General features: G+C 43.5%; 20 protein-coding genes and 1 pseudogene. 3 read left to right on the top strand and 18 right to left on the bottom strand.

Annotated features, from left to right (window positions below):
• Positions 1-89: 89 nt before the first annotated feature.
• From HMPREF9698_RS05140 to HMPREF9698_RS09070, 4 genes and pseudogenes are all read right to left on the bottom strand, one after another.
• Positions 90-1,934, bottom strand: a complete 1,845-nt coding sequence (locus HMPREF9698_RS05140; RefSeq protein WP_003778009.1) for a DNA/RNA helicase domain-containing protein — start codon at positions 1,932-1,934, stop codon at positions 90-92.
• 162 nt (positions 1,935-2,096) lie between these two features.
• A pseudogene (locus HMPREF9698_RS09285) lies at positions 2,097-2,195 on the bottom strand (HNH endonuclease); the annotation flags it as partial.
• Between the two features lie 29 nt (positions 2,196-2,224).
• Entirely contained in the window at positions 2,225-2,953 is a 729-nt protein-coding gene (locus HMPREF9698_RS05145; protein WP_003778012.1) for a hypothetical protein, read from the bottom strand.
• A gap of 254 nt (positions 2,954-3,207) precedes the next feature.
• Positions 3,208-3,789, bottom strand: coding sequence for an SNF2-related protein (locus HMPREF9698_RS09070; protein WP_218914955.1), 582 nt, complete (start codon positions 3,787-3,789; stop codon positions 3,208-3,210).
• A 677-nt stretch (positions 3,790-4,466) separates the two neighbouring features.
• Here HMPREF9698_RS09070 and HMPREF9698_RS05155 point away from each other — a divergent pair.
• Complete coding sequence (locus tag HMPREF9698_RS05155) at positions 4,467-4,922, top strand: CopY/TcrY family copper transport repressor (RefSeq protein ID WP_003778017.1); 456 nt, start codon at positions 4,467-4,469, stop codon at positions 4,920-4,922.
• 13 nt (positions 4,923-4,935) lie between these two features.
• Positions 4,936-7,038: a heavy metal translocating P-type ATPase gene (locus tag HMPREF9698_RS05160; protein ID WP_003778019.1), complete on the top strand. Its 2,103-nt coding sequence runs from the start codon at positions 4,936-4,938 to the stop codon at positions 7,036-7,038.
• Positions 7,039-7,241: 203 nt separating this feature from the next.
• Here HMPREF9698_RS05160 and rlmD read toward each other — a convergent pair whose 3' ends face one another.
• The 13 genes from rlmD to HMPREF9698_RS05225 form a co-directional block, all read right to left on the bottom strand.
• Entirely contained in the window at positions 7,242-8,618 is a 1,377-nt protein-coding gene (gene rlmD / locus HMPREF9698_RS05165) for a 23S rRNA (uracil(1939)-C(5))-methyltransferase RlmD (RefSeq protein WP_003778021.1), read from the bottom strand.
• Positions 8,619-9,236: 618 nt separating this feature from the next.
• Positions 9,237-10,283 (bottom strand): diacylglycerol kinase family lipid kinase, encoded by a 1,047-nt coding sequence (locus tag HMPREF9698_RS05170; protein ID WP_003778023.1) that lies wholly within the window; start codon positions 10,281-10,283, stop codon positions 9,237-9,239.
• Positions 10,284-10,307: 24 nt separating this feature from the next.
• On the bottom strand, positions 10,308-11,741 hold the full coding sequence (gene gatB / locus HMPREF9698_RS05175; protein WP_003778024.1) for an Asp-tRNA(Asn)/Glu-tRNA(Gln) amidotransferase subunit GatB: 1,434 nt from the start codon (positions 11,739-11,741) through the stop codon (positions 10,308-10,310).
• Between the two features lie 2 nt (positions 11,742-11,743).
• On the bottom strand, positions 11,744-13,210 hold the full coding sequence (gatA, locus tag HMPREF9698_RS05180; protein WP_003778026.1) for an Asp-tRNA(Asn)/Glu-tRNA(Gln) amidotransferase subunit GatA: 1,467 nt from the start codon (positions 13,208-13,210) through the stop codon (positions 11,744-11,746).
• Entirely contained in the window at positions 13,210-13,515 is a 306-nt protein-coding gene (gatC, locus tag HMPREF9698_RS05185) for an Asp-tRNA(Asn)/Glu-tRNA(Gln) amidotransferase subunit GatC (RefSeq protein WP_003778027.1), read from the bottom strand. The genes gatA and gatC overlap by 1 nt, the downstream gene beginning before the upstream one ends.
• A gap of 32 nt (positions 13,516-13,547) precedes the next feature.
• The gene (locus HMPREF9698_RS05190; protein WP_003778029.1) at positions 13,548-14,654 is read right to left on the bottom strand and encodes a CamS family sex pheromone protein; all 1,107 of its coding nucleotides are present in this window, start codon (positions 14,652-14,654) and stop codon (positions 13,548-13,550) included.
• 21 nt (positions 14,655-14,675) lie between these two features.
• Entirely contained in the window at positions 14,676-16,694 is a 2,019-nt protein-coding gene (ligA, locus tag HMPREF9698_RS05195) for an NAD-dependent DNA ligase LigA (protein ID WP_003778031.1), read from the bottom strand.
• 14 nt (positions 16,695-16,708) lie between these two features.
• Entirely contained in the window at positions 16,709-18,931 is a 2,223-nt protein-coding gene (gene pcrA, locus HMPREF9698_RS05200) for a DNA helicase PcrA (protein ID WP_003778033.1), read from the bottom strand.
• Positions 18,932-19,100: 169 nt separating this feature from the next.
• Positions 19,101-19,745 carry a GntR family transcriptional regulator gene (locus HMPREF9698_RS05205; RefSeq protein ID WP_003778035.1) on the bottom strand — a complete coding sequence of 215 codons (645 nt, stop codon included), beginning with the start codon at positions 19,743-19,745 and terminating at the stop codon, positions 19,101-19,103.
• An 89-nt stretch (positions 19,746-19,834) separates the two neighbouring features.
• Entirely contained in the window at positions 19,835-20,539 is a 705-nt protein-coding gene (locus tag HMPREF9698_RS05210) for a hypothetical protein (RefSeq protein WP_003778037.1), read from the bottom strand.
• A gap of 29 nt (positions 20,540-20,568) precedes the next feature.
• On the bottom strand, positions 20,569-21,192 hold the full coding sequence (locus HMPREF9698_RS05215) for a glycoside hydrolase family 73 protein (protein ID WP_003778038.1): 624 nt from the start codon (positions 21,190-21,192) through the stop codon (positions 20,569-20,571).
• Between the two features lie 150 nt (positions 21,193-21,342).
• Positions 21,343-24,159 carry an FtsX-like permease family protein gene (locus tag HMPREF9698_RS05220; RefSeq protein ID WP_003778040.1) on the bottom strand — a complete coding sequence of 939 codons (2,817 nt, stop codon included), beginning with the start codon at positions 24,157-24,159 and terminating at the stop codon, positions 21,343-21,345.
• A 27-nt stretch (positions 24,160-24,186) separates the two neighbouring features.
• Positions 24,187-24,891: an ABC transporter ATP-binding protein gene (locus HMPREF9698_RS05225; protein ID WP_003778041.1), complete on the bottom strand. Its 705-nt coding sequence runs from the start codon at positions 24,889-24,891 to the stop codon at positions 24,187-24,189.
• 167 nt (positions 24,892-25,058) lie between these two features.
• On the opposite strand from HMPREF9698_RS05225, the gene HMPREF9698_RS05230 reads away from it, so the two are divergent.
• Complete coding sequence (locus HMPREF9698_RS05230; RefSeq protein ID WP_003778043.1) at positions 25,059-25,658, top strand: TetR/AcrR family transcriptional regulator; 600 nt, start codon at positions 25,059-25,061, stop codon at positions 25,656-25,658.
• 103 nt (positions 25,659-25,761) lie between these two features.
• On the opposite strand, the gene HMPREF9698_RS05235 is transcribed toward HMPREF9698_RS05230, so the two are convergent.
• Positions 25,762-26,937: a class I SAM-dependent rRNA methyltransferase gene (locus HMPREF9698_RS05235; protein ID WP_003778046.1), complete on the bottom strand. Its 1,176-nt coding sequence runs from the start codon at positions 26,935-26,937 to the stop codon at positions 25,762-25,764.
• Positions 26,938-26,942 lie beyond the last annotated feature (5 nt).

Genomic DNA, 26,942 nt, shown 5'->3' on the forward strand with positions numbered 1-26,942 from the left:
TCAATTTCCATTTACTTCCTTTGTGTCTTGCTGTATCTTTGTCAATACTCCAAGCATACCAACTAACTATAGACTTTGATTAACAGAAATCATTTTATTTCTTGGATTCCCATCTGTTTAAAGAAGTCATAAAGTTCATCTAAGTAATCAAATTCAGGAATATAAATATAGATACCCTTTCGACTTCTGGACAAGAGTACCCGGTAAATATTTTCAACAATAGTAGGGAAATCCTCAAATTGTTGATTTCTCTTATCATTTTTAACAGAATCTGCAATAACCCATTGATTATTTTTCAAGTAATAATCTCCGCCAAAAGTTACGATTGGCCACTCAGATTCCAAGCCTTGGCTTTGAAACTCAGTTGCTGCACGCTTGAGTTTGTGAGCCGTCTTCAAATACCAATTGACTGATTGCTTATTATATAATTGGTCAACATCCTGTCCAGGGAAAATGTTTTTAAAATTCCATTTAGGTACCTTTGAGGAAATATAGAGTCCCACATGGTCATTGGGGAATGCATCTTTCGTCTTCTGCGCAATTCTTGGTAAGATCTGGGGATTGCGGATCAAACGAGCCTTGAACCCCGCTTTGAAGATTTCAATAAATGCTTTTTGTGCTCCTTCAAGATCGGCCGTTAGTATACTATCAATCCAGGGCACAATATTAATAAAATCATTGCGGATGGATACATCTAAAAATAAGTCATCATTAATTTGATAATTTGCTCTTTGGAATTCTGACTCATAGCTCTTGGGTATAAAGACATTCCAGTCTTGCCTATCTTTTACCACCTCATGCCATAGAGCCATCCCCTTTTCTTCACCAGTATAAATAGCTTGACCGTCTCCGATAAGGCAAATTAAGCTAACTTGCTGGTGTTGGTCAAATATTCTGTCTGCAATATCAAGCAAAACTTTAGGTTCGCTTTTCCCATACTCCTTATTTCGTTTATCATCCCAGGCACGTTGGGCTTCATCAAAGACAATCAACTGGTTATCCGACTGCTTGGTATACTCAAGTCCAGAATTATTTGCATAATACTCACTTATAAATTGGTGCATTTTCCTTATTGCGCTGCTACCCTCATTTAATCCAGAGGTCGATAACAATTTTTGCAAGACGTCTACAAGTGGCCCGTTTCCTGAAAGAAAAATGGGGTTTAAACTACTTTCAAGATAGTCATACACCGATTTCAAGCCTACTAACGTTTTGCCAGAACCCGGGACACCACTAATAAAAATGAGATTCTTCTGGCCTTGACCCCTATTAACGATATTCCTAATAGCCTCCAGAGCCTCACTAATATCACTTTCTTCAATGCGCTTAATCTGTGGCAATCTTCCAGAATCAAATAAATCTTTTGTCGCTTTAACTAGACTTTCTAAAGGCTGGTATTTTGATCCTAGCCATTTCTCAACATCAGTATATGCACTTTGTCCGAGCAATTCTTTAGTCATTTCTCTAGAAAAATTTTCCGCTGTTAGGATGGCAATACTACGGTCCTTGTAGGGCCTTACATCGTCCAGTGTATATACCACATACGAATGAACGATCAATTGATGGTCTGCAGTTTCATAGTGGTAATTTTCTATGTTTTTACGGTAGTTAATAGCTTGTTCCAGATCTTTCGGAGTAACATCATTTTTTCGTTTGAATTCTAGAATTAAGACCTTATTGCGACTAAGCAAAATGACATCCGGTCTTTTACCTCCTTCAAGGGGCAACATGTATTCAAAAATAATAGATAGTTCTGGAGCAAGCTGACTGAAAGGCAGGTGCCGCTTTAAAAAATCAAAGCAGTCATTCCAGGAAATGATCTGTGATTCTTTATTATCATAACCTTTGTTAGTCATCAAAGTTTTGATCTTCTTGCGAAAGTCCGCTTTATTTTCTGCTTGAAAAGACCTCAAACTATAAACCAAATTATCCATAGCAATCTCCCATTCCTTTTCGTAAGAGGACTATTCATAGTATGCTTTTAATTCCTCAAATGATATTTCTAGTCCAACTTGGGCCAAGGCAGCTTGTCTGTCTTCATACAATTTTTTCAAAAGGGGAATTTTATCTTCCATTTTTCCATAATGAAGCAAATTATGGCAATGACTACATAAAGAGACAATGTTTTCCATCACATCAAGACTGTACTTGGTATAATCAAAATCACGATATTGACTGATAGGAATAAGATGGTGAGGTTCAGTATACCCCTTATTATTTTTTCTTAAAAAATCCTGTCATTCGGATTAAATTCGCACTGATAGCCTGCTCTTTGCAAGGCAGCTGCTGCAACTTTAGGATTACGCTTTGGCTTTTGTCTTTCTTCAAAAGAAGCAGTTGTCATTTCTTGAGCTCTTTGCTCTCCCGTCCACTCTGGTACTACATCAGCTTCATTGTCTACTAAATTATCTATTACCTGCTTTTCAACCACGTCATACTCTGATTCTTTTTCTCCAATTATATCTTGCAGAGCCCTTTTTAACACCCTGACAGCTTCTTCAGAGTTTTGTATTTTTATCGCTTCTTCTAAAAAATAAATAGCATGGTCTTCATCCAGTAAGCACATATATTGCTGTTTGCCTCTTCCATCTTTCAGAAAAGCACTATTTGGTCTATAATTTTCAATTAGCCACTCTCTATGTTTACTGAGTTTCAGAGGCTGATCTAAGTCTTTATACAAGGTGTTCACCATATAGCCTTGCTTGTCCCACAGATTTTCTTCGGCTGTCGTATAGTCAGGTCTATCAGCTTCATAACAATCCGTTTGAGCTATACTGATTGACTTAATCATTTGATTAGCTGAGTGGACTATAAAATCTTCTTTTTTTATATAAGTCATATTGGTAAAACCTCTATTTTTACCTCCACGCTTGTTCAACTGTGGAGACCAAACGAATCCACCCTTACGTTCATCATCATAGGTTGTACCCTGGAATACAAAAAACACTGACATTTATCTAAAACTCCTTACCATCTTTTTAATCATTATACAATAAAAAAGAGACAAAACGATCTGTAAACCTTCCTTGGTATCATTATGTATCTTTTCTACTTTAGGCTTCTAGATTACCCATTTCCCTTCGGCGGGTGATAGCTTTTGGATATTTTATTTTTCTACTAAAACTTAAGTCCTATTCATCTGTTTGATCAAGCACCATCACACACTCCACATGGCTCGAGTGGTCAGTATTGATAAAATTTAAATTTTTAGGAAAGCCTCGTTCTTGGGAATATATCTACTCCTTTTATTCTTTCTTCTTCACTACCTATTAATACTGAATATTTTAAGATATCAGGGTGGGACCACCCTTCTATCTCTTCTTTCCAAGTATATCTAGCAACTCTTAATGGTACTATGATTAAAACTTTAGAAATTGCAAAAGCATCAAAAAATAAATCTTTTATAGCCATTAGGCCTATAACCGTCTTATCTAAACCCATATCTAGTAAAAGTGACGATTTTCTATTTTCTTTTATAAATTCAGTAGGATAGTTTTGATATTTACGTAGAGTGTATTCCAAGTTGTCATCTTCGATTCTCTTTATTATTTCATCAATATTTTCTTTAAAATCAAGAACATAAACCTTAAAATTTAATTTTTTAAATGGCTTATCCTTTTTTTGAATTGGTCTTGGTTCTCTTCCAGGTCTTTTTGTTTCAATAAATTCAATCTTTGCTTTTGGCAGAAGTATTATCCTATCTGGTATTCCTGTCATTGATGGGGATGTAAATTTAAGACAAAGCCCTCTATTCACTTTTATCTTATCAACTAAACTTGATTCTATCACCCTTTCTTACATTGATATTTCAAGCTTTATAGTTATTGTGTGAAGATTTCTCCTATAACCTTTATATAAAGACAAATTTTAAATTTATTACTATATAACCTTCGAAACTTGCACAATAACCAATTTACATAAAATCACTTTTTAATTTTTGTCCTTGATTCTTAACACCATCTCAAAGTTTTAGCCCATTAAATCCATTGGATAAAAGTACAGAATAAAAATCGGTTGTAAACCTTACATAGTCACTAATTTTTAAACAATAGACCCTATATTCTTGTGAAAAACTTCTCCAGATTTTTCTTAATAAGATGAATCAATTGCACAACTTTCATTTAAATAAATCTATAAATTTTGAGTAAAGTTCCTTAAATGAATTAAACCAAACTACCATGAAAAATGAAAGGATAGAATTTGTGAATTTATGACTATATATTTAGCCAAACAATAAATTCAGAAAAGGTATCATCATATTTAACATATTATTAAAAATAAGGAATTAAAAAAGCGATAAATATAAATCAATGATAACCTTACAAATCGTACTAGGAAGAAATTTGAAAACAAACGCAATAATCGTTGCTTTCATTTATTAAAAAGACTTGACAAGATAAGTTTACAAAAGTAAACTTATCTTAAGTACTAAGTCTACAATTGTAAACAATAAGGAGGGAAATACAATGGGTGTAATAGTATATAATACTCATATCACAGATGCTGAATGGGAGGTCATGCGTGTAGTTTGGTCAAATGATCGAGTAACTAGTAAAAAAGTCATCTCCATATTGCAAGAAAAAATGGACTGGACGCAATCCACTATCAAAACGATCTTAGGTCGATTAGTTGGAAAAGGCGTACTAAATACAGAGCAAGAAGGTAGAAAGTTTATTTACACTGCCAATATTGAAGAGAAAGAAGCCGTAAGGGATTATGCAGAAGATATTTTTAACCGTATTTGCAAAAAGAAAGTCGGAAATGTAATAGGAAGCATCATTGAAGATCATGTCTTAAGCTTCGATGATATAGATCGACTAGAAAAAATATTAGAGATGAAAAAATCTTTCGCAGTAGAAGAAGTGGATTGCAATTGTCCAGAAGGACAATGTGAATGCAATTTACATCATAAGGGAGAATAAGGAGGAATTAAAAATGAAGAATAACAATAAACACTCATCCCACAGTCACCATAATCATGGCGACATGAATCACTCAAAACATGAGCATGTAAGCACGGAAGAACATAGAGACCATAATAAGGATCAACATCACGACCATCATGCTGGCCATGCCCACGGTGGGCACAGTGGGCATGAGCATCATCATGGAAACTTTAAGGAACTTTTCTTAAAGTCATTGCCACTAGGAATCATTATTATGCTCTTATCCCCTATGGCTGGGTTTGACCTACCATTCCAGTTTACTTTTCCATATTCTGATATTGTAGTAGCTATTTTATCTACTATATTAATTATTTATGGTGGACGTCCATTCTATCAAGGGGCAGTTGACGAATTTAAACAAAAAGAACCTGGAATGATGGCTCTCGTTTCTTTAGGTTTAAGTGTTTCATATTTATATAGTATTTATACTGTAATAGCAAGCTACGTAACAGGTGAACAAATTATGGATTTTTTCTTTGAATTTGCTTCATTACTATTAATCATGCTATTGGGTCACTGGATTGAGATGAAAGCTATTGGAGAAGCAGGAGATGCACAAGAAGAACTGGCTAAGCTAGTACCAAAAGATGCTCACGTTGTGTTAGAAGATGATTCAATTGAAACACGACCAGTTGCTGACTTAAAGGTAGGTGATTTAATTCGAGTTCAAGCTGGAGAAAATGTGCCAGCAGATGGAACTATCGAGCGTGGAGAATCACGTCTAAATGAAGCTCTTTTGACTGGGGAATCTAAATCAATTAAAAAAGGTCCTGGCGATGAAGTGATTGGGGGCTCAACAAATGGGGAAGGGGTTCTTTATATTAAAGTACTTGAGACAGGTGATAAGTCCTTTATATCTCAAGTACAGAATCTAATTAGCCAAGCTCAAAGTCAGCCTTCTAGAGCAGAAAATATTGCTCAAAAGGTTGCAGGGTGGCTGTTCTATATTGCGGTAACTGTCGCACTAATAGCTTTTGTAGTATGGACGCTTATAGCGGACATCCCAACGTCAGTAAAATTTGCTATCACAACATTAGTTATAGCTTGTCCTCACGCCTTGGGTCTAGCAATTCCATTGGTCACCGCTCGTAGCACAAGCTTAGGGGCAAGTCGTGGCTTACTAGTAAAAGACCGAGAATCCTTAGAAATAGCTCAAGGTGCAGATGTGATGATTTTAGATAAGACAGGTACTTTAACAACAGGTGAGTTTAAAGTATTAGATGTTGAACTTTTTAATGAAAAATATACAAAAGAAGAAATCATTGCCTTACTGGCAGGTATTGAAGGAGGATCTAGCCACCCTATTGCTCAATCAATTATAAGCTTCGCTGACCAAGAAGGTGTAAGTCCAGTATCCTTTGATTTCATTGATGTAATATCCGGTGCTGGCGTAGAAGGTAAAGCCAATGGGCACCGATACCAATTAGTCAGTCAAAAAGCATATGGACGTAATCTAGATATGGATATTCCAAAAGGAGCAACCCTCAGTGTCTTAGTAGAAAATGATGAAGCTATTGGTGCTGTAGCCTTAGGAGACGAATTAAAAGCAACAAGTAAAGATTTAATTGAAGCTCTTAAAAATAACAATATAGAGCCGATTATGGCAACAGGTGATAATGAAAAAGCGGCTCAAGGCGCGGCAGAAGATTTAGGGATTGAATATAGATCAAATCAATCTCCACAAGACAAATATGAATTAGTTAAAACACTTAAAGATGAAGGAAAGAAAGTTATCATGGTAGGTGACGGTGTCAATGATGCCCCTTCTCTTGCCTTGGCAGACGTTGGTATAGCTGTTGGTGCTGGGACTCAAGTTGCATTGGATTCAGCTGATGTCATCTTGACTCAATCTGATCCAGGAGATATTGAATCATTTATTGAATTAGCACACAAAACAACTCGTAAAATGAAACAAAATCTCTTTTGGGGAGCTGGTTATAACTTTATAGCTATCCCTCTAGCTGCAGGAATTTTGGCTCCTATTGGTATCACATTAAGCCCTGCATTAGGAGCAATTCTAATGTCTGTGTCAACAGTCATCGTCGCCATTAATGCTATTTTATTAAGTTTAGATCCAAAAAATAACGGTTAACAGATCGAATGATTGAAACTCCTTAAAGTATCAAGATACAATAGTTTTACAGGAAAAAAAGAGATGTAAGTACTGGCTCTTTGTAAAATCGTGTTGGTAGAAGTAGACGATTTTTCTACCAACACGATTTTTAATTTATTATAGAACTGATTTCTTTTAAAATCCTAAAAGCCACCTATTCAACAATTTTATAACTTGTTATTCTATTTTCTTGTCATCAATACCACCGTCTCCACATGGTGGGTCTGTGGGAACATGTCAATCGGCTGGACCTGGCTAACCTGGTAGTTGGCCTCTGTGAATTTGTTGAGGTCGCGGGCTAAAGTTCCCGGATTGCAAGAAATATAAACGATTTGGCGGGGTCTAACTTGTATGGCAGCTTCGATAAAAGCAGAATCTAAACCCTTGCGTGGTGGGTCGACAAAAATTAAATCAGCATGCATGCCTATCTTGGCTTGGTCTACCAGCCATTTTTCTGCCTTGGCCTGGACGAAGTGGACATTTTTAATTTGGTTCAGGTCTGCATTTTTAATGGCATCTGAAACAGCTTGAGGCACCACTTCTACCCCATAAACCTGGTCTGCCTCTTTGGCAAGAGATAGGGTCAAGGTGCCGATCCCACAATAAGCATCCACAATTTGGTCACCAGCTTGAATATCAGCTAGATCAATGGCTGTTCGATAGAGGGACTCCGTTTGCTTAGAATTCACTTGGAAAAAGGACTGGTGGGAAATATTGAATTCCAGGTTCAATACCCTGTCCCGGTAACTGTCCTGTCTGTAAAGGACTTGGGACTTGCGACCAAGGACCAGGTTGGTTTTCTTAGGGTTGATATTTTGAACGACAGAAACTAGCTGAGCTACGGTTGCCTCCAAGTCCCCTACAATTTCCTGCTTGTGGGGGAGCTTGGGTGTTCGGGTCACCAATACCACCATGATGTCACCGGTAAAGTGTCCCCGTCTTACTAAAATATGGCGTATGTGACCGGTATTTTTCCGGTCATTATATGCCTTTACCCCGTATTTTTCTAAAATTTGCCGGACTTGGATGATGGTTTGGTCAATAACCGGATCTTGAATGAGAAAGTCTTCTATGGGAATAAGGTCGTGGCTCTTTTTGCGAAAAGCTCCGGTGACCAAATGTCCCTGGGCATCCGCCCTAACTGGAACTTGAGCCTTGTTGCGGTAGTGGTATGGCCTCTCCATGCCAAGGGTCTCTTGGACTTGGACTTCTGTTAAGTTACCAATCCTGCGAAGGGCATTTTCAACTTGGCCTTGCTTGAATTTCAATTGGGCAGGATAGGACATATGAGCCAAATCCATGGTCCCTGTTTGAGCGTAAACCGGGTCTTGAATAGGGACCCGGTCTGGACTGGCTTGGTGGATATCAGTCAGTTTCCCTTGAGCAAAACTCTTTCCTGACTTGAAGACTTTGAAAGTGACCTCTTCGCCTTCCATAGCGCCTTCAATGAAAATAGGGTATCCCTCAATCTTGGCCACACCCCAACCTTCATGGGTGTAATCTTCGACGACAGCGCGGTAATTTTGATTTTTCTCAACAGGAATCTTTCTTTTCGACATGCTTTCACCTAACCTTATTTATTTAGTGTGGGTAGTCGGGGCTTGCTTCAAATGGATGGAAGTTGATTTTAGAATTTAGTTAGTCGGGCGGACCGTGATCAAGTAGTTTGAAATTGAAAATCAATCTAGCTCAAAAGCTCCTGTCCCTTGAATAAAATGCCCAGCACTCACTTGATAGCCAATCTGTTATAAAATAACAATCGATATAATTCTATTATTGTATTTTGATTATAGAATTTTCGAGTCGTAATTCTACAATTACTCTGCGATTATAGAACTTTACAACCGCAATTCTACAATTACTTTGTAATTATAGAACTTTCGACCTGACACACAACATTGTTAGCACACCTCTATCATGGCAAGACAAGCTTTCTAGCATCCCATATGACTAGCAACCAAAATGGAGGAAGATCTGAGAGTCAAAATCTGTCTTGGCCTCCCTAACCAATAACTGAATGCTAGAAGCGTCCGAGGCCGTGGCTCAATAATCGTCTGACTGCTCTCAACTGCCCTCACTGCTCTCAACGCTCAGCTATAGCATCAACCAGGCCACCAAACAAGACAAAAGCAACTTCGGCGAGTGGTCCAACAGCTCGCCAAAAGTTGCTTTTTCTATTAGTCTTGGTCTGGGTCATTACTATCGATATAATCCAGGGATTCTAAGACCTGGTTGGTAAGTTCTTTTTCTAGCTGGACTTCTTGCGGACTCTTAATCGAGGTTCGGGCTTGGATAGCTTGAGTGTCTGCCACAAATGAAATGTGTTGTTGGACACATTCAAAAGAAACTGGGGCATGCCCACCTAACTCCCCATCTAGATTGATCAGGAGCTTGTGGTCGTTTTGACAGTCAATCCGGACACTATTGGTTTTAGTATAGATAATCTGGGGATCATGAATGTGCTTGCCCCCCCGGATTAACTTCCGGGCCAGGTCAGTCAGTTCCACAAGGTTGGAGGTCGTCACAATAATTAAAGTAAACTTGCCATCCCCCATCACGGTGTCGGGAGCAATTTTTTCGAAACCGCCAACCGAATTGGTAAGGGTAACAAAGACGACCGAAGCTTCCCCATCATAGATTCCATCGTCATATTCAATCTTGAGCGGAGTCCCATTCAAGCGGGGCAGCATTTCAGCTCCTTTAAGGAAATAGGCTAAAGAGCCAAACATGGATTTCTGCTGGGAGGAGACTTCGTAGGTTAATTCGGTCATGGATCCAGCTGCAGCTATATTCATAAAGTACTTGCTTTTAGGTCCATCATCTGTTTCTAAACTGGCTTGGCCAATATCCATCAAGATGCTGTCATCTTTTTGGATCACCTTAGCGGCCTTAACCAAGTTGTCCCGAGGAATACGCAAGGCCCGGGCAAAATCATTGGTGGTCCCGGCTGGCAAAATGGCCAGGCGAGGCCGGACCGGGAGTTTAGCAATACCGGTTACTACCTCGTTAATGGTTCCGTCACCACCAGCAGCTACAATCAAGTCGAAACCTTCCTGGCCACACCTTCTAGCTTCTTTCATGGCTGAAAAGGGTTCAGGGCTAGTCTGGAAGCAAGAAGTTTCGTAACCCGCTTCCTCATAGACTTGGAGGAGTTTGGGCAAGTGTTTTTGGACCTGCTCCCGGCCTGACTTTGGATTGTAAATTAACCTCGCTCTTTTGGTCATTTGGGATCCTCCTCCCAAGTAAACTTAGCGTTTGTTTAGCTCCTGGTCGAGAAGCTGGTTGACCACTTGTGGATTGGCCTTGCCACGAGTTTCTTTCATGACTTGGCCGACTAAGAATCCTTTCGCCCGATCCTTACCAGCCTTAAAGTCTTCAATGGATTGTTGGTTCTGGTCTAAAATGTCGTTAATGATGGGCTCTAATTGGGCAGGATCTGATAGTTGGACCCAACCTTTTTCTTCGACTAGAGCTTGGACATCGGAACTTCCTTCTTTGATCAAGACAAGGTAGACTTTTTTACCGATTTTAGAGGAAATGGTGTCTTGGTCAATTAATCGGATCATTTCCGCTAGTGATTCTGGAGTCAGTTGGGTGTCGGATAATTCGACGTTTTCCTTGTTCAAGTAGGCTGAAATGTCCCCCATCAACCAGTTGGCTGCTTGTTTAGGGTCAGCTCCAGCTTCAACAGTCTGGTTAAAGAAGTCGGACATTTCCTTGCTGGCGGTTAGGACTTCGGCATCGTATTCAGAAATACCCAAGTCATTGACGTAACGTTTACGGCGGTCTTCAGCAAATTCAGGCAAGGAGTTCCGAATTGACTCCACCCATTCGTCGCTGATAGAAAGAGGGGGGAGGTCTGCTTCAGGTAGGTAGCGGTAGTCTGCCATCTCTTCTTTGATCCGCATGAGCTGGGTTTGGCCTGAATCTTCGTCATACCGGCGGGTTTGTTGGCGGATCAACTTGCCAGCTAGGAGTTCTTTTTCTTGACGTTTAACTTCTTCAATGAGCCCCTTGCGGACATTGTTAAAGGAGTTCAAGTTCTTGAGCTCGGCCTTGGTCCCAAACTCTTCTTGGCCAAATGGTCTTAAGGAAACATTGGCGTCACACCGCATGGATCCTTCTTCCATTTTAACATCTGATACCCCAGTATACTGGATAATTTGCTTCAATTTTTCCAAATAAGCGTAGGCTTCTTGGGGTGATCGAATATCAGGTTCAGAAACAATCTCAATCAAAGGAGTCCCTTGGCGGTTGAGGTCGACATAAGAGTAGCCGTCCTCGCCGTGAGTATTTTTCCCAGCATCTTCTTCTAAGTGGACCCGTTCAATCCGGATGGCCTTGTGTTCGCCGTCGACTTCAATATCAATGTGGCCATCGTGACCAATTGGCCGCTCTGATTGAGAAACTTGGTAGGCCTTAGGGTTGTCAGGGTAGAAGTAGTGCTTACGGTCAAATCGGGTTTCTTGGTGGATGTCACAGTTTAAGGCTAAAGCTGCCTTAATCCCGTATTCAATGGCCCCCTTGTTGATTGTCGGCAAGGTGCCTGGGTAGGCCCAATCAATTTCATTGGTGTTCTCGTTTGGAACTGCACCAAAGTGAGCCGGTGCAGGTGAAAATATTTTGGAGTTGGTTTTTAACTCAACGTGGACTTCTAATCCAATAACTGTTTCAAAATTCATCCTTACTTGCCTCCTTCAAAGCTGGGTGTTTGGGTGTGGTGGCCGGTCGCTTGTTCGTAGGCATAGGCAACTTGGTAAAGTAGTCTTTCTTCGAAGTGGTTGCCGATCAACTGCAAACCAATTGGCATACCATCGACAAAGCCACATGGGATGGACATGGCAGGGATACCAGCCAGGTTGACCGAAACAGTAAAGGTATCTTGCTTGTACAAGCTTAATGGATCTTCAATTTTCCCACCGATGTCAAAGGCTGGGGTCAAGGTGGTTGGGGTCAAAATAACGTCTACCCCTTCAAAAGCTTGTTTAAAGTCTTCTTTAATCAAAGTTCGGACCTTGGCTGCCTTATCAAAGTGGTCTTCAGCATAGCCCGCAGACAAGGAGAAAGTCCCTAACATGATTCGTCGTTTAACCTCATCCCCAAAGCCTTCAGACCGGCTCTTGGTGTAAAGTTCGTCCAAGTCTTTAAATTCCTCTGTTCGGTAGCCATACTTCACCCCGTCAAAGCGTTGTAAGTTACTAGCAGCTTCAGATGAAGCAATGATGTAATAGGTTGGGGTCCCGTACAAGGCATGGTCTAAGTCAATTTCAACTAACTCGGCACCTAGGGCTTGGTACTTGGCCAAGGCATCTTCAATGACGTCCATAACCTGGTCATTTAAGGCAGAGTCTCTAAATAATTTGCGGGGAACACCAATTTTAAGGCCTGTAACCCCGTCTTCAATCCCCTGGGTAAAGTCAACTTGACTTTCAGGATAGGAAGTTGCATCTTGGGGGTCATGGCCACTAATCGCATTCAAGACCAGGGCATTGTCTTTGACAGTCCGGGTCAAGGGGCCGATTTGGTCTAGACTGGAAGCAAAAGCAATTAAACCGAAGCGGGAAACCCGGCCGTAAGTCGGTTTCATCCCAACAATTCCGTTAAAGGCAGCAGGCTGGCGGATAGAGCCACCTGTGTCGGTCCCTAAAGAAGCTGGGAGAAAACCGGCTGCAACTGCAGCTGCTGAACCACCAGATGATCCACCAGGAACCTTGTTTAAATTCCAAGGATTGCGGCAGATTTTGAAGTAGGAGTTTTCATTGGAACTCCCCATGGCAAACTCATCCAGGTTTAACTTGCCTAGAGAAATCATGCCTGCTTCCTTCAAGCGTTTGACGACCGTTGCGTCATAGACTGAATGAAAATCCTCTAGCATCTTGGAAGCAGCGGTTGTCGGCTGGTCTTTGGTGACAATATTGTCTTTGATCCCAATTGGTAGACCGGACAAGATATTAGCTGGATCAATCCCTGCTTGATCAGCTTCCTTAGCTTGGGCTAGGGCCTGGTCCTTGTTTAGGTGTAGAAAGGCTCCTAAGTCGCCATCAAATTGGTCAATCCGATCATACAAGTCTGCAACAATCGCCTCAGCACTTGTTTCCTTGTTGACTAGGGCTTGGTGGAGTTCTTCCAGTGTGTTATAAGCAAATGTCATTAAGCCTTGCCTCCTTGTCGGTCTACTAATAATGGAACTTGGATAAAGTTATCTTTCCGGTCAGGTGCATTTTCCAAGAGTTGCTCTGGCACATCAGACTTCACTGGCTTGTCCTCTCTTAAGACGGTAGTGAGGTCATTGCCATTGTAAGTTGCCTTCACGCCTGAAACATCGACTTTGTCTAAGCTTTCTACGAAATCGATGATTTTCTGCATTTCTTTCAACATCTCTTCTTCCTTGGAATCATCATACTCTAACTTAGCCAGGGCCAAGCTTTGGAATAAAGCACTTCTATCAATTGCCATTCTTTGCTTCCTCCTCAAATCATTCTGCTAACTTAATCAAATATGTGGCTGACAAATTCATTCTGGTTGGATTCACGGACCAAGATGGCCTCCACCCCGTCGAGGGATTCGACCACAATTTGGATCCTTATGTTTTCTGGTAGGTAAGTCATAGCAGCTGTATTCAGATAATAGGTGAAGGCCGCCATCTCTCCCCTACCATAGAATTGGGTGGTAATTTGGATGTGCAAGTCGGCCAAGATCTCGTTGATATAGTGGGCCCGGCCAACGACTCCGTTCAAGTTTGGGAAAAAGGACTCCACTTGGGACTGGAAGTTCTTAAAGCTATTGACTTCCGGACTTTCGCCACCTTGTACTGGGAATACTAGGCGTTCTTCATCTACCTCTTCCCATCCAGCTACCTCAGGTCCGCCTTGGCTGAGGCCTTTTTGGATATAGGTACCACCGGACAAGTCATCCTTGGCTGCCTGCTCAAAAATTCCTACCATGATCGGCAAGTCATCCCCAATATCCTCATGCTCTCTGACCTTGGCCACTATTTTATCTGCCATCTCTTGTCCTTGGTCGATTAAGGTCTGGCGGTCAATCTCTTGGTCAGTATCAGTCTCGCTATCTTCTGGATTCATGGCAAGACCGATGCTCATCCCGGCCAGTTGATAATTACCGTCTTCATTAACTTGGTAAAAATCATGCTCTAAAACTGAATTCAAGTAGCGGGGTTGGTCCTCATCTCCAGGATTGAGTCCTTCGGGGTTGTCTTCTGACTCCCGGTCCAGCCAAGTTTGGACCATGTCAGAGGAAATGTACTGGCCTTCTTGGAAGTAATGGTCTTCAACCGGGAAATAGTCTTGGGCTAGGCGGATTAAGTCATCTTCGAACAACTTCATGTTGATATTGGAATTCAAGCGGGATGTTGTCCCCCGGTTTTGGCTGACCGGGTAGTTGCCGTCTTGGTCAATCAAGGGCTGGTAATATTGGGCCTCTCCCAATTGTTGGATGGCCTTATCTTCTTCAATCACTTGGTCTTCGCTTGAAGTTGACTCCCCGCCTTCCTCTCCTTCAGGGATAATATTGCAGGCAGTTAAGAGGGTCAAGCTCATGGCTGCCACCATCATCTTCACTAATTTTGCCCTCTTCATTGCTTCCCTCACTTTCTGAAACTAGTTTAACTCTGCTAGTAGTTGGTCTTCGTCCCAGGTCTCTACTCCTAATTCTTGGGCCTTGTCCAACTTAGACCCAGCATCTGAGCCAGCTATGACCAAGTCGGTATTTTTGGACACACTGCCGGTCACATTGGCTCCCAATTCGATCAGGATCTCTTTAAGTTCATTGCGTTTGAACTGGCTTAACTTACCGGTTAGGACAATGGTCTTGCCGGCAAAGGCCTGGGTTGATTCAGACAAGTCATTTTCTTCTAAGGACCGGGTTGGGATATAGTCCATATTGAGGCCAGCCTGAGCGAACTTGTCGATTAAGGCCTGACTTTCTTCTAGTTTAAAGTATTCCACCAGGCTATCAGCAATCACTTGGCCCAAGCCATCAATTTGGGTTAGGTCTTGGACGCTTGCTTCCCGCACCCGGTCCATGGTCTTGAATTCTTCGGCTATTAGCCGGGCTGCCTTGGACCCAACATGGCGGATGCCCAAGCCAAAGAGTAAACGCTCCAAGGAGTTGGATTTGGAGTTTTCAATGGCATCCAGTAGCTTGCTGGCTGACTTGTCGCCAACCCGGTCTAAGGCCATTAAGTCTTCTTTTTTGAGGTAGTAGAGGTCTCCAGTATCTTGGACTAAGTCCTGGTTAAATAATTGCTCAATCAATTTTTGTCCCAAGCCATCTATATTCATGGCATTGCGGGAGACAAAGTGGTTGGCTTTTTCCAAGACCTGGGCCGGGCATTGGGGGTTCATACATCGGAGGGCCACTTCGTCTTCTAGGTGGACTAATTCTCCTTGGCAAACTGGGCATTTAGTCGGTATGGGGTAGGGCTTGCTATCCTCTGGTCTTTGGTCTAAGTCAACCCGGACCACTTCTGGGATAATATCCCCAGCCTTACGCACCACCACCGTGTCTTCAAGCCGAACATCTTTTTCCTTGATCAAGTCGGCATTGTGGAGGCTGGCCCGTTTGACCGTGGTCCCAGCCAATTGGACTGGGTCCATCACGGCAGTTGGGGTAACTACCCCTGTCCGGCCCAAGGTCCATTCAATATCATGCAATTTGGTATGGGCTTCTTCAGCTGGAAACTTATAGGCAATCGCCCACTTGGGTGCCTTGACGGTGTAGCCAATTTCTTCCTGAGCCTTAAAGTCATTGACCTTGATGACCACTCCGTCAATTTCATAGGCTAAGCTGGATCGTTTAGCCTGGAAGTTTTCGATGTAGTCAATGACTTCCTCCATACTAGAGTAAACCCTGCGCTCCGGATTGGTTCTTAGACCAATGGAAGTGAGGTAGTCCAGTGACTGGTCTTGCTGGTCAATCGCTAATGATTCTTGACTGACCAGGCCGTAAAGGAAGACATTGAGCTGCCGTTTCGCCGTTACCTTGGGGTCCAGGTTGCGCAAGGTGCCAGCAGCAGCATTCCGAGGATTGGCAAAGAGGGCCATTCCTTCTTCTTCCCGGCCTTGGTTGAGCTTTAGGAAACTCTCTTTAGGCATGTAAACCTCGCCCCGGGCTTCTAAGCTAATGGCTTCTTGCAATCTAAGAGGGATGGCTTGGATGGCTTTAATGTTAGCCGTGATGTCTTCGCCAATATTCCCGTCACCCCGGGTTGCTCCCTGGACTAGTCGGCCTTGGTCATATTTTAAGGATACTGCTAGGCCGTCAATCTTAAGCTCAACTTCGTATTCAATATCTAAGTCGGTTAGGTTCCGAACTCTGCGATCAAAGTCCAGCAAGTCTTTCCGGTTAAAGGCATTGGCCAAGCTTAACATGGGGGTGTCATGGCTGACCTTATTAAAGCCTTCCGCTAATTGGTCCCCCACACGTTGGGTAGGAGAATCTTCTTGGATTAAATCAGGGTAGGTGCCTTCAAGGTCTTCCAGCTCCCGGTAGAGTTTGTCATAGACCTCATCTTGGACAGTCGGTTGGTCCAAGGCATAATACTCATAAGCATATTGGTTTAATTCTGGAATCAGTTGGTCAATCCGCTCTCTAGCTTCATCTTTTGCAAGCGTCATCCTTTATCCTCTCCCTAAATCTTTTCGATGGGGGCAAAACTGGCTAGCAAGGGCTTGATCCCTTCATCTGGAAAGGCAATGTTGAGCTGGAGGTCCGAGCCAGAACCTTTAATCTCAATAATGGTTCCTTGGCCCCATTTTTTGTGGTGGACCTTGTCACCAACTTCCCAGTCTTCTTTTTCAGCCCCAGTCGCCCCAACTGATTGCTGAGACCAAGCATTAGCCTTATAACCACTGGCTTTGCGGCCTCCTAGTCTAGGGCTAACTTTCCCCCCAGTCTGGCTAAGAGACCCAGTTGTAGCACCAAGGTCTTGGACCAGGTCAGAAGAAATTTCAGATAAAAAGCGAGATTTGGGATTAGCCTGGGTCCGGCCATAGAGTTGGCGCATCATGGCACGGGTTAGGTAGAGGGCCTGCTCAGCCCGGGTAATCCCTACATAGGCCAGTCGTCGCTCTTCTTCCAAGCTTTCCGGGTCTTCAGCCGCCCGGGACAAGGGGAAGATTCCCTCTTCCATACCAGCGATAAAGACATAGGGGAATTCCAACCCCTTGGCTGCATGGAGGGTCATCATGGTGACCTGGCCCCGACCCTCTTCAACATCATCAGCTGGTGACAATAAGGAAAGGTCAGTTAAGAAGGCTAAGAGTGACTTGTTGTCGTCTTCTTGCTGGTCAAATTCCTGGGTGACGGAGTAAAATTCCTGTAGGTTCTCTAACCTTGCCTGAGATTCAAGAGTCCGGTCTTTTTCTAAGGCTTTTTGGTAGCCAGTATCCTCTAAGATTTTTTCGGTCAAATCAGTAATCGGTAAGTATTCCGTCATTTTCCTGAAATTTTCAATCATTTGACTGAAGTCTAATAGTCTGTTGACAGCCCGACTAGGCAGGTTGGTAGCATCCGCATTGAGAGCTGTTTCGTAAAGCGACCAACCCATCTCCTGGCCAGCCTGGCGTAACTTGTCCAGGGTGCCGGGTCCAATCCCTCTTTTGGGCTCATTAACGATCCGTGAAAAGGACAGGTCATCAGCTGGGTTAGCCACTAGGGTTAGGTAGGCAATCAGGTCACGGATTTCTTTTCTTTGGTAAAAGCCGGTTCCGCCGACGATCTTGTAGGGGATATTCGACTTGATAAAGGTTTCTTCAATAACCCGGGACATGGCATTGGTCCGGTAGAGGATGGCGATGTCCCCATAGCCAGCCTTTTTGCCTTCTGTTAGGTCATGGATGGTCCCTACGATAAACTGGGCTTCATCCTGCTCGCTCCGGGCAGCGTATAAGCTGACCTTGTCCCCCTCATCGTTGGCAGTCCACAAATTCTTGTCCCGGCGGTTGATATTGTTTTGGATAACATCATTGGCTGCCCTGATTATAGACTTGGTTGACCGGTAATTTTGTTCCAAAAAGATGGTTTGGGCTTCTGGATAGTCTTTTTCGAAATTCAAAATATTTCCCATATCAGCCCCCCGCCAACCATAAATAGACTGGTCAGCATCTCCCACGACGCAAACATTTTTAAAGCGTTGGGCTAGCAGTTGAACCAGTTGGTATTGGGCTTGGTTGGTATCCTGGTATTCGTCAACATGGATATACTGGAACTTGGCCTGGTAGTAAGACAGGGTATCGGGCTTTTCCTTGAAGAGACGGACGGTTTGCATAATCAGGTCGTCAAAGTCCATGGCCTCAGACTGGCGGAGCTGTCTTTGGTAGGCCTCATAGCAGTCAGCCACCACTTCCTTAAAATAGTCATCAGCTTGTTTCCGGTAGGTTTGCTCATCCAAGAGGTCATTTTTGGCATTGGAAATCTCGGCCAATATCGCCTTGGGGTTGTAACGTTTAGGATCAATATTCAAGTCTTTTAAGACCTGCTTCATCAAACTTTTCTGTTCACTAGGGTCAGCAATGGTGAAGGCACGGTTATAGCCAATTTGGTCCCCGTCCCTTCTTAGAATGCGAACACACATAGAGTGGAAAGTCGAGACCCAAACTCCAGATCCTCCCTGGCTAACCAGTTTCTGGACCCGGTCTTTCATCTCGCCAGCCGCCTTGTTGGTAAAGGTGATGGCTAAGATATTCCAAGGATTAACCCCTTTTTCTTGGATCAAGTAAGCTATCCGGTGGGTTAAGACCCGGGTCTTGCCAGATCCTGCCCCAGCCATGATCAAGAGAGGGCCATCAGTGGTCATGACCGCTTGTTTTTGTTTGTCATTCATTTTGCCTAAAATATCTTTTGCTAGGCCCATGCAAGTCTTCCTTTCACGTAATCATGCTTTCTCATTATACACCAAAATAAAGGCTGGTTTCTACCTCGACTGGTTCTTTCTCCTATAAAATTTGACCTTCTTGCTGGTTTTTTGACCAGGTCTCAGAAGAAAAAACCAATGAACTAGGTCATTGGTTTTTGCTAAAAGGTTACACACCTTGAATAACGTTCATATTAAGCTGGTTAAACAAGATCCGAAGCTCCCGTCTGACATAAGGGTAGTTATTGTCTTCCAGATAATCAATCACGAACTGGTAGTGCTTGAGCTTCTTGTCCCGGCTGGCCTGGATAATGGATTTCAAGTGACCAGTCTTGGGCAGGATATACCGCAAAGTGTCTAGCATCATCCCTCGCATGTAGCTATTGCGGCAGTATTGCAGAAGATCATGCCAAAAGTCCACTTCCCTGTCTTCGAAGAGGTCCTGGTCACCAAACTTATCATCAGCCATCTTATCATAAGTTTCTTTCAGGCCGTCCGTGTCAAAGTCGACCTCGTCTAACTCTAGGGTTTGGAAGTGGTAGCTAACCAGAACTTCCAAGAAATTGGTCCTCTCCTGAAAGGCAGAAGAGTCAATTTCGGGCTCTAGAATCTCTGCCCCCTTGTAGGGGACAATTTTTAAGATTCCATCTGCTTCCAAGCGTTTAAAGGCCCCTCTGATCGGCGTCCGGCTGATGTCTAAGGCCTTGGCAACATCCATTTCTTTAATATGCTGTTTGGGTAGCCAATCCTTGGCCTTGATCTTGTCTTCTACAAAGTCATAAACGGTCTGCTCTAAAGCTTTCTTTTTACCCATAGCAAGTATCCTTTTCCCTTTATTTTTAGCCTTGCTTTTGGCAAGGGAAGCGGGCTTTAATCCGGCTTACTCTTTAGTGTAACAGAAAATTAAAGACTTGGCTCCCCTTCAATTTTTTCCCGGTACTTATCCATTTTCTTACTAAAGAGTTCCCCATTCGAAGGCGGGGTGTAGGTGATCGCATTAGCGCCGGCATCGATGGTCTCTTGGATGTCTTCATCTGTCGGGCCACCAGTGGCGATGATGGGAACATCTGGGAATTTTTCCCGGATTTTCCCGACCACTTCAGCCGTTTTATTGGCACAAGAAACATTTAAAATGTCGACCCCAGCCTTGAGGTTGGCTTCAATGTCCGTATGTTCCGATACAATGGTCTTGATAATCGGGCTGTCCACTACCTCATCAACCAAACGGATGGTATCCAGTTGGGTTGGAGCATTCAAAACCACTGCGGTACAGCCATTCGCTTCAGCAAAGAGGGCCATGTCCTTGGACCGCTGCCCCTTGGTCAAGCCACCGCCAACTCCAGCTAAAACTGGGAGGTTGGAAGTGGAGGCAATGGCTTCAATGATGGCTGGGTGGGGGGTGAAAGGATAGACAGCTAAAATGGCATCGGCATTATTATTTAAGATAATCGCAATATCCGTGGTGAAAAGAATGGACTTAATCCGCCGCCCCATAATTTTGATACCGGAAGCATTCCGGATGGTGTTGGGGACTTTAATATAGTCCTTACGCAGGTTGGTGGTTATTTCTGGAATTTGTTTACGTTTTTTTACGACATGTTCAGTCATTTTTACTTCCTTCCTCAATCCCTGTCATCTCATGATGATGGGTGGTCATATTGGTCAAGTTGGTAACGCTCAATCAGTTTAATCAACTTTTGAGCGTAGTTGGGGTCAGTGGCATAACCGGCTTCTTGGAGGGCATGGGCAGCGCTTTTGTAGTCAGGAGCTTGGATGACTCCTTGATAGAGCTTGGAGTCCCAAGAAGTTCCATAAGCCAGCAAGCGGGCATGGTCTTGCATTGATTCTTCAAGAGAATCGTAGACCTTAAAAGGCTCTTTTTGGTCTTCCCACTGGCCTTTGTATTCCTTGGTCATGTAATAAACCCCATCCTGGGAGTCTTTCCGGCCAAAATAGTTGTTTTCCTGCTTGGCCAAGTCACTTTCGCCCCAATCGGATTCCAAAATTGCTTGGGAAATCATGATACTGGGCAGGACACCGTATTCTTCCTGGAGGGCCTGGGAGCCAGGAACCAGTTCCTGGATAAAGGCCTGGTCAGCTGGTAAGGGTGCCTCATTTGATCCTTTTTGGCCACTGAATCCCAGAGCATGGCCCAAGTAGATAAAGGCAAAGATCAAGACCAAAGTCAGACCCAGCAAAAGGGCCAGGAAAGCACGATCTTTTGCCTTGCCCTTCTTTTTTCCTTTTTTATAGCTTGACATGACTATCCCCAGTCCTTTCTTGACTCACTTATTTTAACGATAGTGACATAAAAATGTCCACCTAAAACCCTACTTTTAGGTGGACAAATTTTTGTTTTTTAGCTTTGGGCAAAACTCGCTTAACTTTGTTGCTAAATCAAGCTAGTTGCTTTAACTCAAGGCTTCTACCATGTCAATGCTTTTAAGCTTGAAGTGCATAATAACCATGACAATGATGGAAAAGATCACCATGAGTCCTGCCGAGTAGAGGTAGCTTGGCCATAAGATGGTCCGGCTAAACATAATGTAGTTTAGCTCGACGGTTTCGATAATATATTGGTGCAAGAAGAAGCCGAAGATTAGTCCGACCAAAATACCTATGATAGATAAGGTAAAGGTTTCGCGGTAAACATAGCGAGTGACTTCCATATCAAAGAAACCTAAAACCTTGATGGTAGAGAGTTCCTCAACCCGTTCGCTGACATTGATGTTGGTGACGTTGTAGAGGACGACAAAGGCTAGGATGGCAGCAGATAGGATCAAGACAACCATCACAGTGGAGAGGGCCGATAGGGAGTCCTCGACCGTTTGCAAGTTCTCGGTCATTAAGTTAACCGCTAAAGTGGCATCCAGGTCAACTAACTGGTCTTCAAATTCTCCTTCAGCTTCTGCAGTGACCTCAGCATTTTGATTATAGCGGATCAGGCGGGTGTCAAAGTCATAATCTTCATCTGAGACAGTCTCCCAGTATTCGGGGCTAACGTAGACATAGTGGGCCACATAGTTGTTGACAATACCGGCTACTTCCACTTCATATTCTTGGTCTTCATAGTCTTCCAAGATGAGGGTATCACCGATGGAAATATCTTCTAATTCGGCTATTTTCTGGGTGACCAAGGCCCCGTCTTCAGGTAAAGCCAGTCTTTCATCGGTATCGTAGTCTTGGAGTTCCATATAGTCTTCTAGTTCTTCAGCACTTTCCGGGATCATCAAACTAAGCTCTTGGTCAGTTTGGTCGTCTTGTAGGGTCATGGTTTGTGTTGAGACCCGGATAAAGTCTTCCGCTAAGTCGGAATTGGAGATAGTATCTTCGACTTCATCAACCTGGTCTTCTTCGGCATTGGTGTCCACAACTGAAATAGCGTCGTAGTTGGAGATTTCATTAAACTGCAATTCACCAATCCCTTGAATGGAGTCATAGAGGCCAAAACCGGTCAGCATCAAAGCCACCCCACCGGCAACCCCGATGATGGTCATAAACAAACGACCCTTGTAGCGGAAGAGGTTACGGACAGAAACTTTTTGGATAAAACCAAGTCGGTCCCAAATCCATGAAATACGCTCAAGGAAGATGCGTTGACCACTCTTAGGCGCTTTAGGTCGCAAGAGGGAAGCCGCATTTTCTTTGACCATGGACCGCAAGGAGACAAAGGTAGCAATACTGGTTGCTAAAACTGCACCTAGAAAGGCAATGGCAGCAATGCCAGGATAGAAGGAAATCTGAGCGTCAATAAGCTGGTAGGCCGCTTCATAGGCATTGACAATAACGGTTGGGAACAACCAGAAGCCAAGAGGGAGACCAATAACTCCACCTAGGACGGTCGCTAAGAGGGCATAAGTGAAATACTTAGCAGAAATTTGAGTATTATTATAACCCAAGGCCTTCATGGTCCCGATCTGGGTTCGTCCCTCATTGACAATACGAGACATGGTAGTGAGGGAAATTAAGATGGCTAAAGCAAAGAAGAAAACAGGGAAGACACGGGAAATAGCCTGGATTCGGTCGGCGTTCTCACCGTACTCATTGACACCAGGGAAGTCGAGAGAGGTATTGTAGAACATGGAAGCATTGGTCTTTTCAAATTCAGCCAACTCTTCTTCGCCTTCTTCAAGCTGAGCCCGGGCATCCTCTAGCTCTTCTTGGGCTTCTGCTTCAGCTTCTTCAAATTCTGCTAGATTGCTTTCATATTCATCTTCAGCTTCTTGGATCTGGTTTTGAGCCTCTTCCAGCTGGGCCTGGCCGGCTAAGACTAGTTCTGAATTAGGACCGTAAAGGGCAGCCGCCGCTTGAAGTTGGCTTTCCTGGTCTCCTATTTCCTCCTTGGCCTGGTCAAGTTGAGTCCTTGCTTCTTCCAAGGCTTGCCGACCTTCTTCTAGCTGGTCTTCAGCTTCTTGAATTTGATTACGTCCTTCATCAAGCTCTTCTTGAGCCTGGTTGATCATGTCTTGCTTTCTTTCTTCCGCTCGGTCATTGAAAACATCTTCGTATTCTTCTTGGATGTTGTCAATTTCATTCTGATAGTCTTCACTGTAGACATCGCGGCCTTGGCTCAATTCGTCAAATTTCAAGTGAACTAAGTTACTTTCTTCGAAGTCAATGACGTCTTCTGTGACGACACCAAAACCTTCTAAAACCCCAGCACCAATGGCAGTTGTCCCCCGAGTTTCATCTTCGACAAACATAGGGGTTTGGACAAAACCGACTATTTCAAATTCCTCTTCATTGACATTGGCTGTGTTGTCAAAACTAGCATCTGTTTCCAGGCTAAAGGTATCGCCGATATCAAATTCTTGGAGGAAGTCATCCTTACTGTCTAGGGCAATTTCGTTTGGCTCTTCCGGAAGCCGTCCTTCTAAGACAAGATAGTCATTAAGCTCATGGTCTTCACTATAGCCAAACAAGCGAAAGGCCCGGTTTTCATCATCTAAGACATCCACCGTCTTGTGAACGTCCACTGTTGCATCGCGGACTTGGCTGAACTCGTCAATGTCTTCCTCGGTATAACCGAAAGGAGAGATAACCTGCATATCAGCCAAGTTTTGTTCATTATAGTAATTATTAGCTGTTTCGATCATGACGGGGCTAGTTGCCACCAAGCCGGAGAAAAAGGCAACCCCGATAAGGATAATGGCAAATATGGAGATAAACCGGCTTTTGGTATTCCATATTTCCCTAAGAGTATCTTTGATTAGGGCTTTATTAAACACGCATGATCACCTTTCTACCAAATGCTTTTACCATGAAATTTCATCAACCGGTTTCGGATTGTCATTGACGGTAGTGTTGGTTACCTTGGCATCCGCAATTTCAATGACCCGGTCAGCCATTTTGGCGATAGCCTGGTTGTGGGTGATTACGACAACTGTTGCCCCATACTCTTCTTTGGCTTCTTCCAATAATTTCAAGACTTTCTTGCCTGTTTCAAAGTCCAAGGCACCGGTCGGCTCATCACAGAGTAAGAGCTTAGGCTTCTTAGCTAAGGCCCGGGCAATAGCCACCCGCTGCTGTTCCCCACCAGAGAGTTGGGCTGGGAAGTTGTCCCGTCTGTGAGAGAGTCCGACACTTTCTAGAACATCATCGGGGTCCAGGGCGTCATCGGAAATTTCTGAAGAGAATTCAACATTTTCCTTAGCGGTCAAGTTGGGAATTAAGTTATAGGATTGAAAAATAAAACCGACATCATCCCGTCTGTATTGAGTTAGTTGCTTGTCATCGTAGTCAATGAGGTTCTTGCCATCTATAATAACATCCCCCTCATCAGCTGTGTCCATGCCCCCTAAAATGTTGAGGACGGTTGTTTTCCCTGCACCACTGGGTCCGACGATCACTGCATATTCATTTTCTTCAATTTCAAAAGTCATGCCGTCATTAGCTGCAATTTTACTGTCACCTGAGTCAAAATACTTATATTCATCTTTTACCGAAATAAAGGCCGTCATCACTTTCACTCATTTCTATTTCTAAATTTTTGTTACATTAAATATAGTATAAAATAAAGCTTTACATGGCAAGGATCTTGTCTTAAAATGTGTTTATTAAACAACATATTATAGTTATTTGTCGTTTAATAGTTTAAAACAAAATAAACTAGCCCAAAGGAGGACTTATGGACCGCCGCCAAGAAAAAACCAAGCAAGCTATTTTACAGGCCTTGATCAAGCTGATTGACCAAAAGGGGTTAGACCAAGTCAGTGTCAGCGACCTTTGTCAGCAAGCCAACATTAACCGGTCAACCTTCTACCTCCACTACAAGAATATAGATGACCTCTTGCTCAGCGTAGAGGCTGATTTTATTCGGGAAATTACTGATGCCATCCAGGACTTAGAGACGGAAGACCTTATCTACAACAGCCAGGCCTTGACTCAATTGTTTACCCGGATTCTGGAATCCATCGAAAAAAATAGTGATTTGATCATCACCCTGATGAGCCCGACTACCTCCCCTAGGACTCGGCTGACCATCGAACAAGCCATTGAAAATATCATAATCGACCGGATGAATACGGCTATCATAAGAGAGGCGACCCAGGAAGAGCTGCCAGTGAGCAAGACCTATATTGCAGTCACCATCTCTTCCCTTTTCACGGGTATTGTGGCGGAGTGGCTGCTTAGTGGCAAAAAAGAAAGCCCTCAGGACCTGGGCCAGTTTATCTCTGAAGTAGCCACCCAACCCATGATTGACCGTGTCCTTGGCTTGGACCAGTAAAAATCCAGCAGAAATCATTTCTGCTGGATTTTTGCTTTTTCTTAAAAGGGGGTTTTTGTCCCAAAACCAATTTGCTTAGGCTTAACTGATATTTCTAGTTTAGCTATTCGTCCTTCTGTAAGGCAAAAACCTTTAAGTAGTGGCTTTCAGGATAAGTTTCCCGGACCCTGTAGTCTTGAGGCAGGCCGTACTCTTCCACCACCAACCCGTCGCATCCGGCCTGGTCAAAGCCACGTTCGATCAACTTGTAAAATTCATCCTTGCTAACCTGCCAGGCATTGGTAGAAGCAATGAGGATGCCGTCCCGGTCCAAAATACTCAAGCAATCTTTGATCACCCGGCTGTAGTCTTCTTCCACCTGCCAGGTCCCGGCATCGGTACGGGCAAAAGTTGGCGGGTCTATCACAATGAGGCCAAAGGTCAAATGGTGTTTTTTTGCATAGTCCAAGTAAGAGTCGACATCAATCACCCGGATTTCATGTTGGTTTGGGTCTAGGCCGTTTAAGCTAAATTGCTCAGCTGTTAATTTTTTACTTCTTTTAGCCACGTCGACATTCACAGTATGGACTGCCCCACCCATGCTAGCTGCTACAGAGAAAGCTCCCGTATAGGAGAAGAGGTTTAAAACCCGTCGCCCTGGCCCAAACCGGGTCATCAGGTCATAACGAAGATCTCTTTGGTCAAGGAAAATACCAGTCATCCAGCCGTCATTCAGGTAAGTGGCATAAGTAAGGCCATTTTCCTTAACCAGCAAGGGCGCAGGTGCTTGGTCCCCCTGGATGTATTGACTTTTCACTGGGGCATCCGGAAAGTTATTCTTCTCATAAAAACCCAGTCCGTCTTGGAAGACAGAAGCGATCAAGGGAACCAACTTAGACCGAAGCTGGTAGAGGCCCTGGTTGTACCAAGAGATGACATAATAGCCCGCATAATAGTCAATGGTCAAACCGCCAATCCCGTCCCCGTCTCCATTGAAGACCCGGAAGGCATTGGTGTCACTGTTGGCATAAAAAGCTTGACGGTAGTCCTTGGCTGCTTGCAATTTCTGGCGGAAAAAGTCCTGGTCAATCTTCTCGTCCTCCCAAGAGAGGACCCAGCCATTATTGCGGTTTTCATAACCCAAGTAGCCAGTTGCCACATAAGACTTCTGGGGGTCGAGCAAGCGGACAATATCCCCTTCTTGGGCACCCGCCTTGTCGTAAAAGTCTAAGTCAGTCAAAACCGAATAACCGTGTTTAATCCGGTTGGCTGCCAAACGTTTTAAGTGGACATCTTGCATCCCAA

The organism is Alloiococcus otitis ATCC 51267, from assembly GCF_000315445.1.
In the GTDB taxonomy this organism is placed as follows: Bacteria; Bacillota; Bacilli; order Lactobacillales; family Carnobacteriaceae_A; genus Alloiococcus; species Alloiococcus otitis.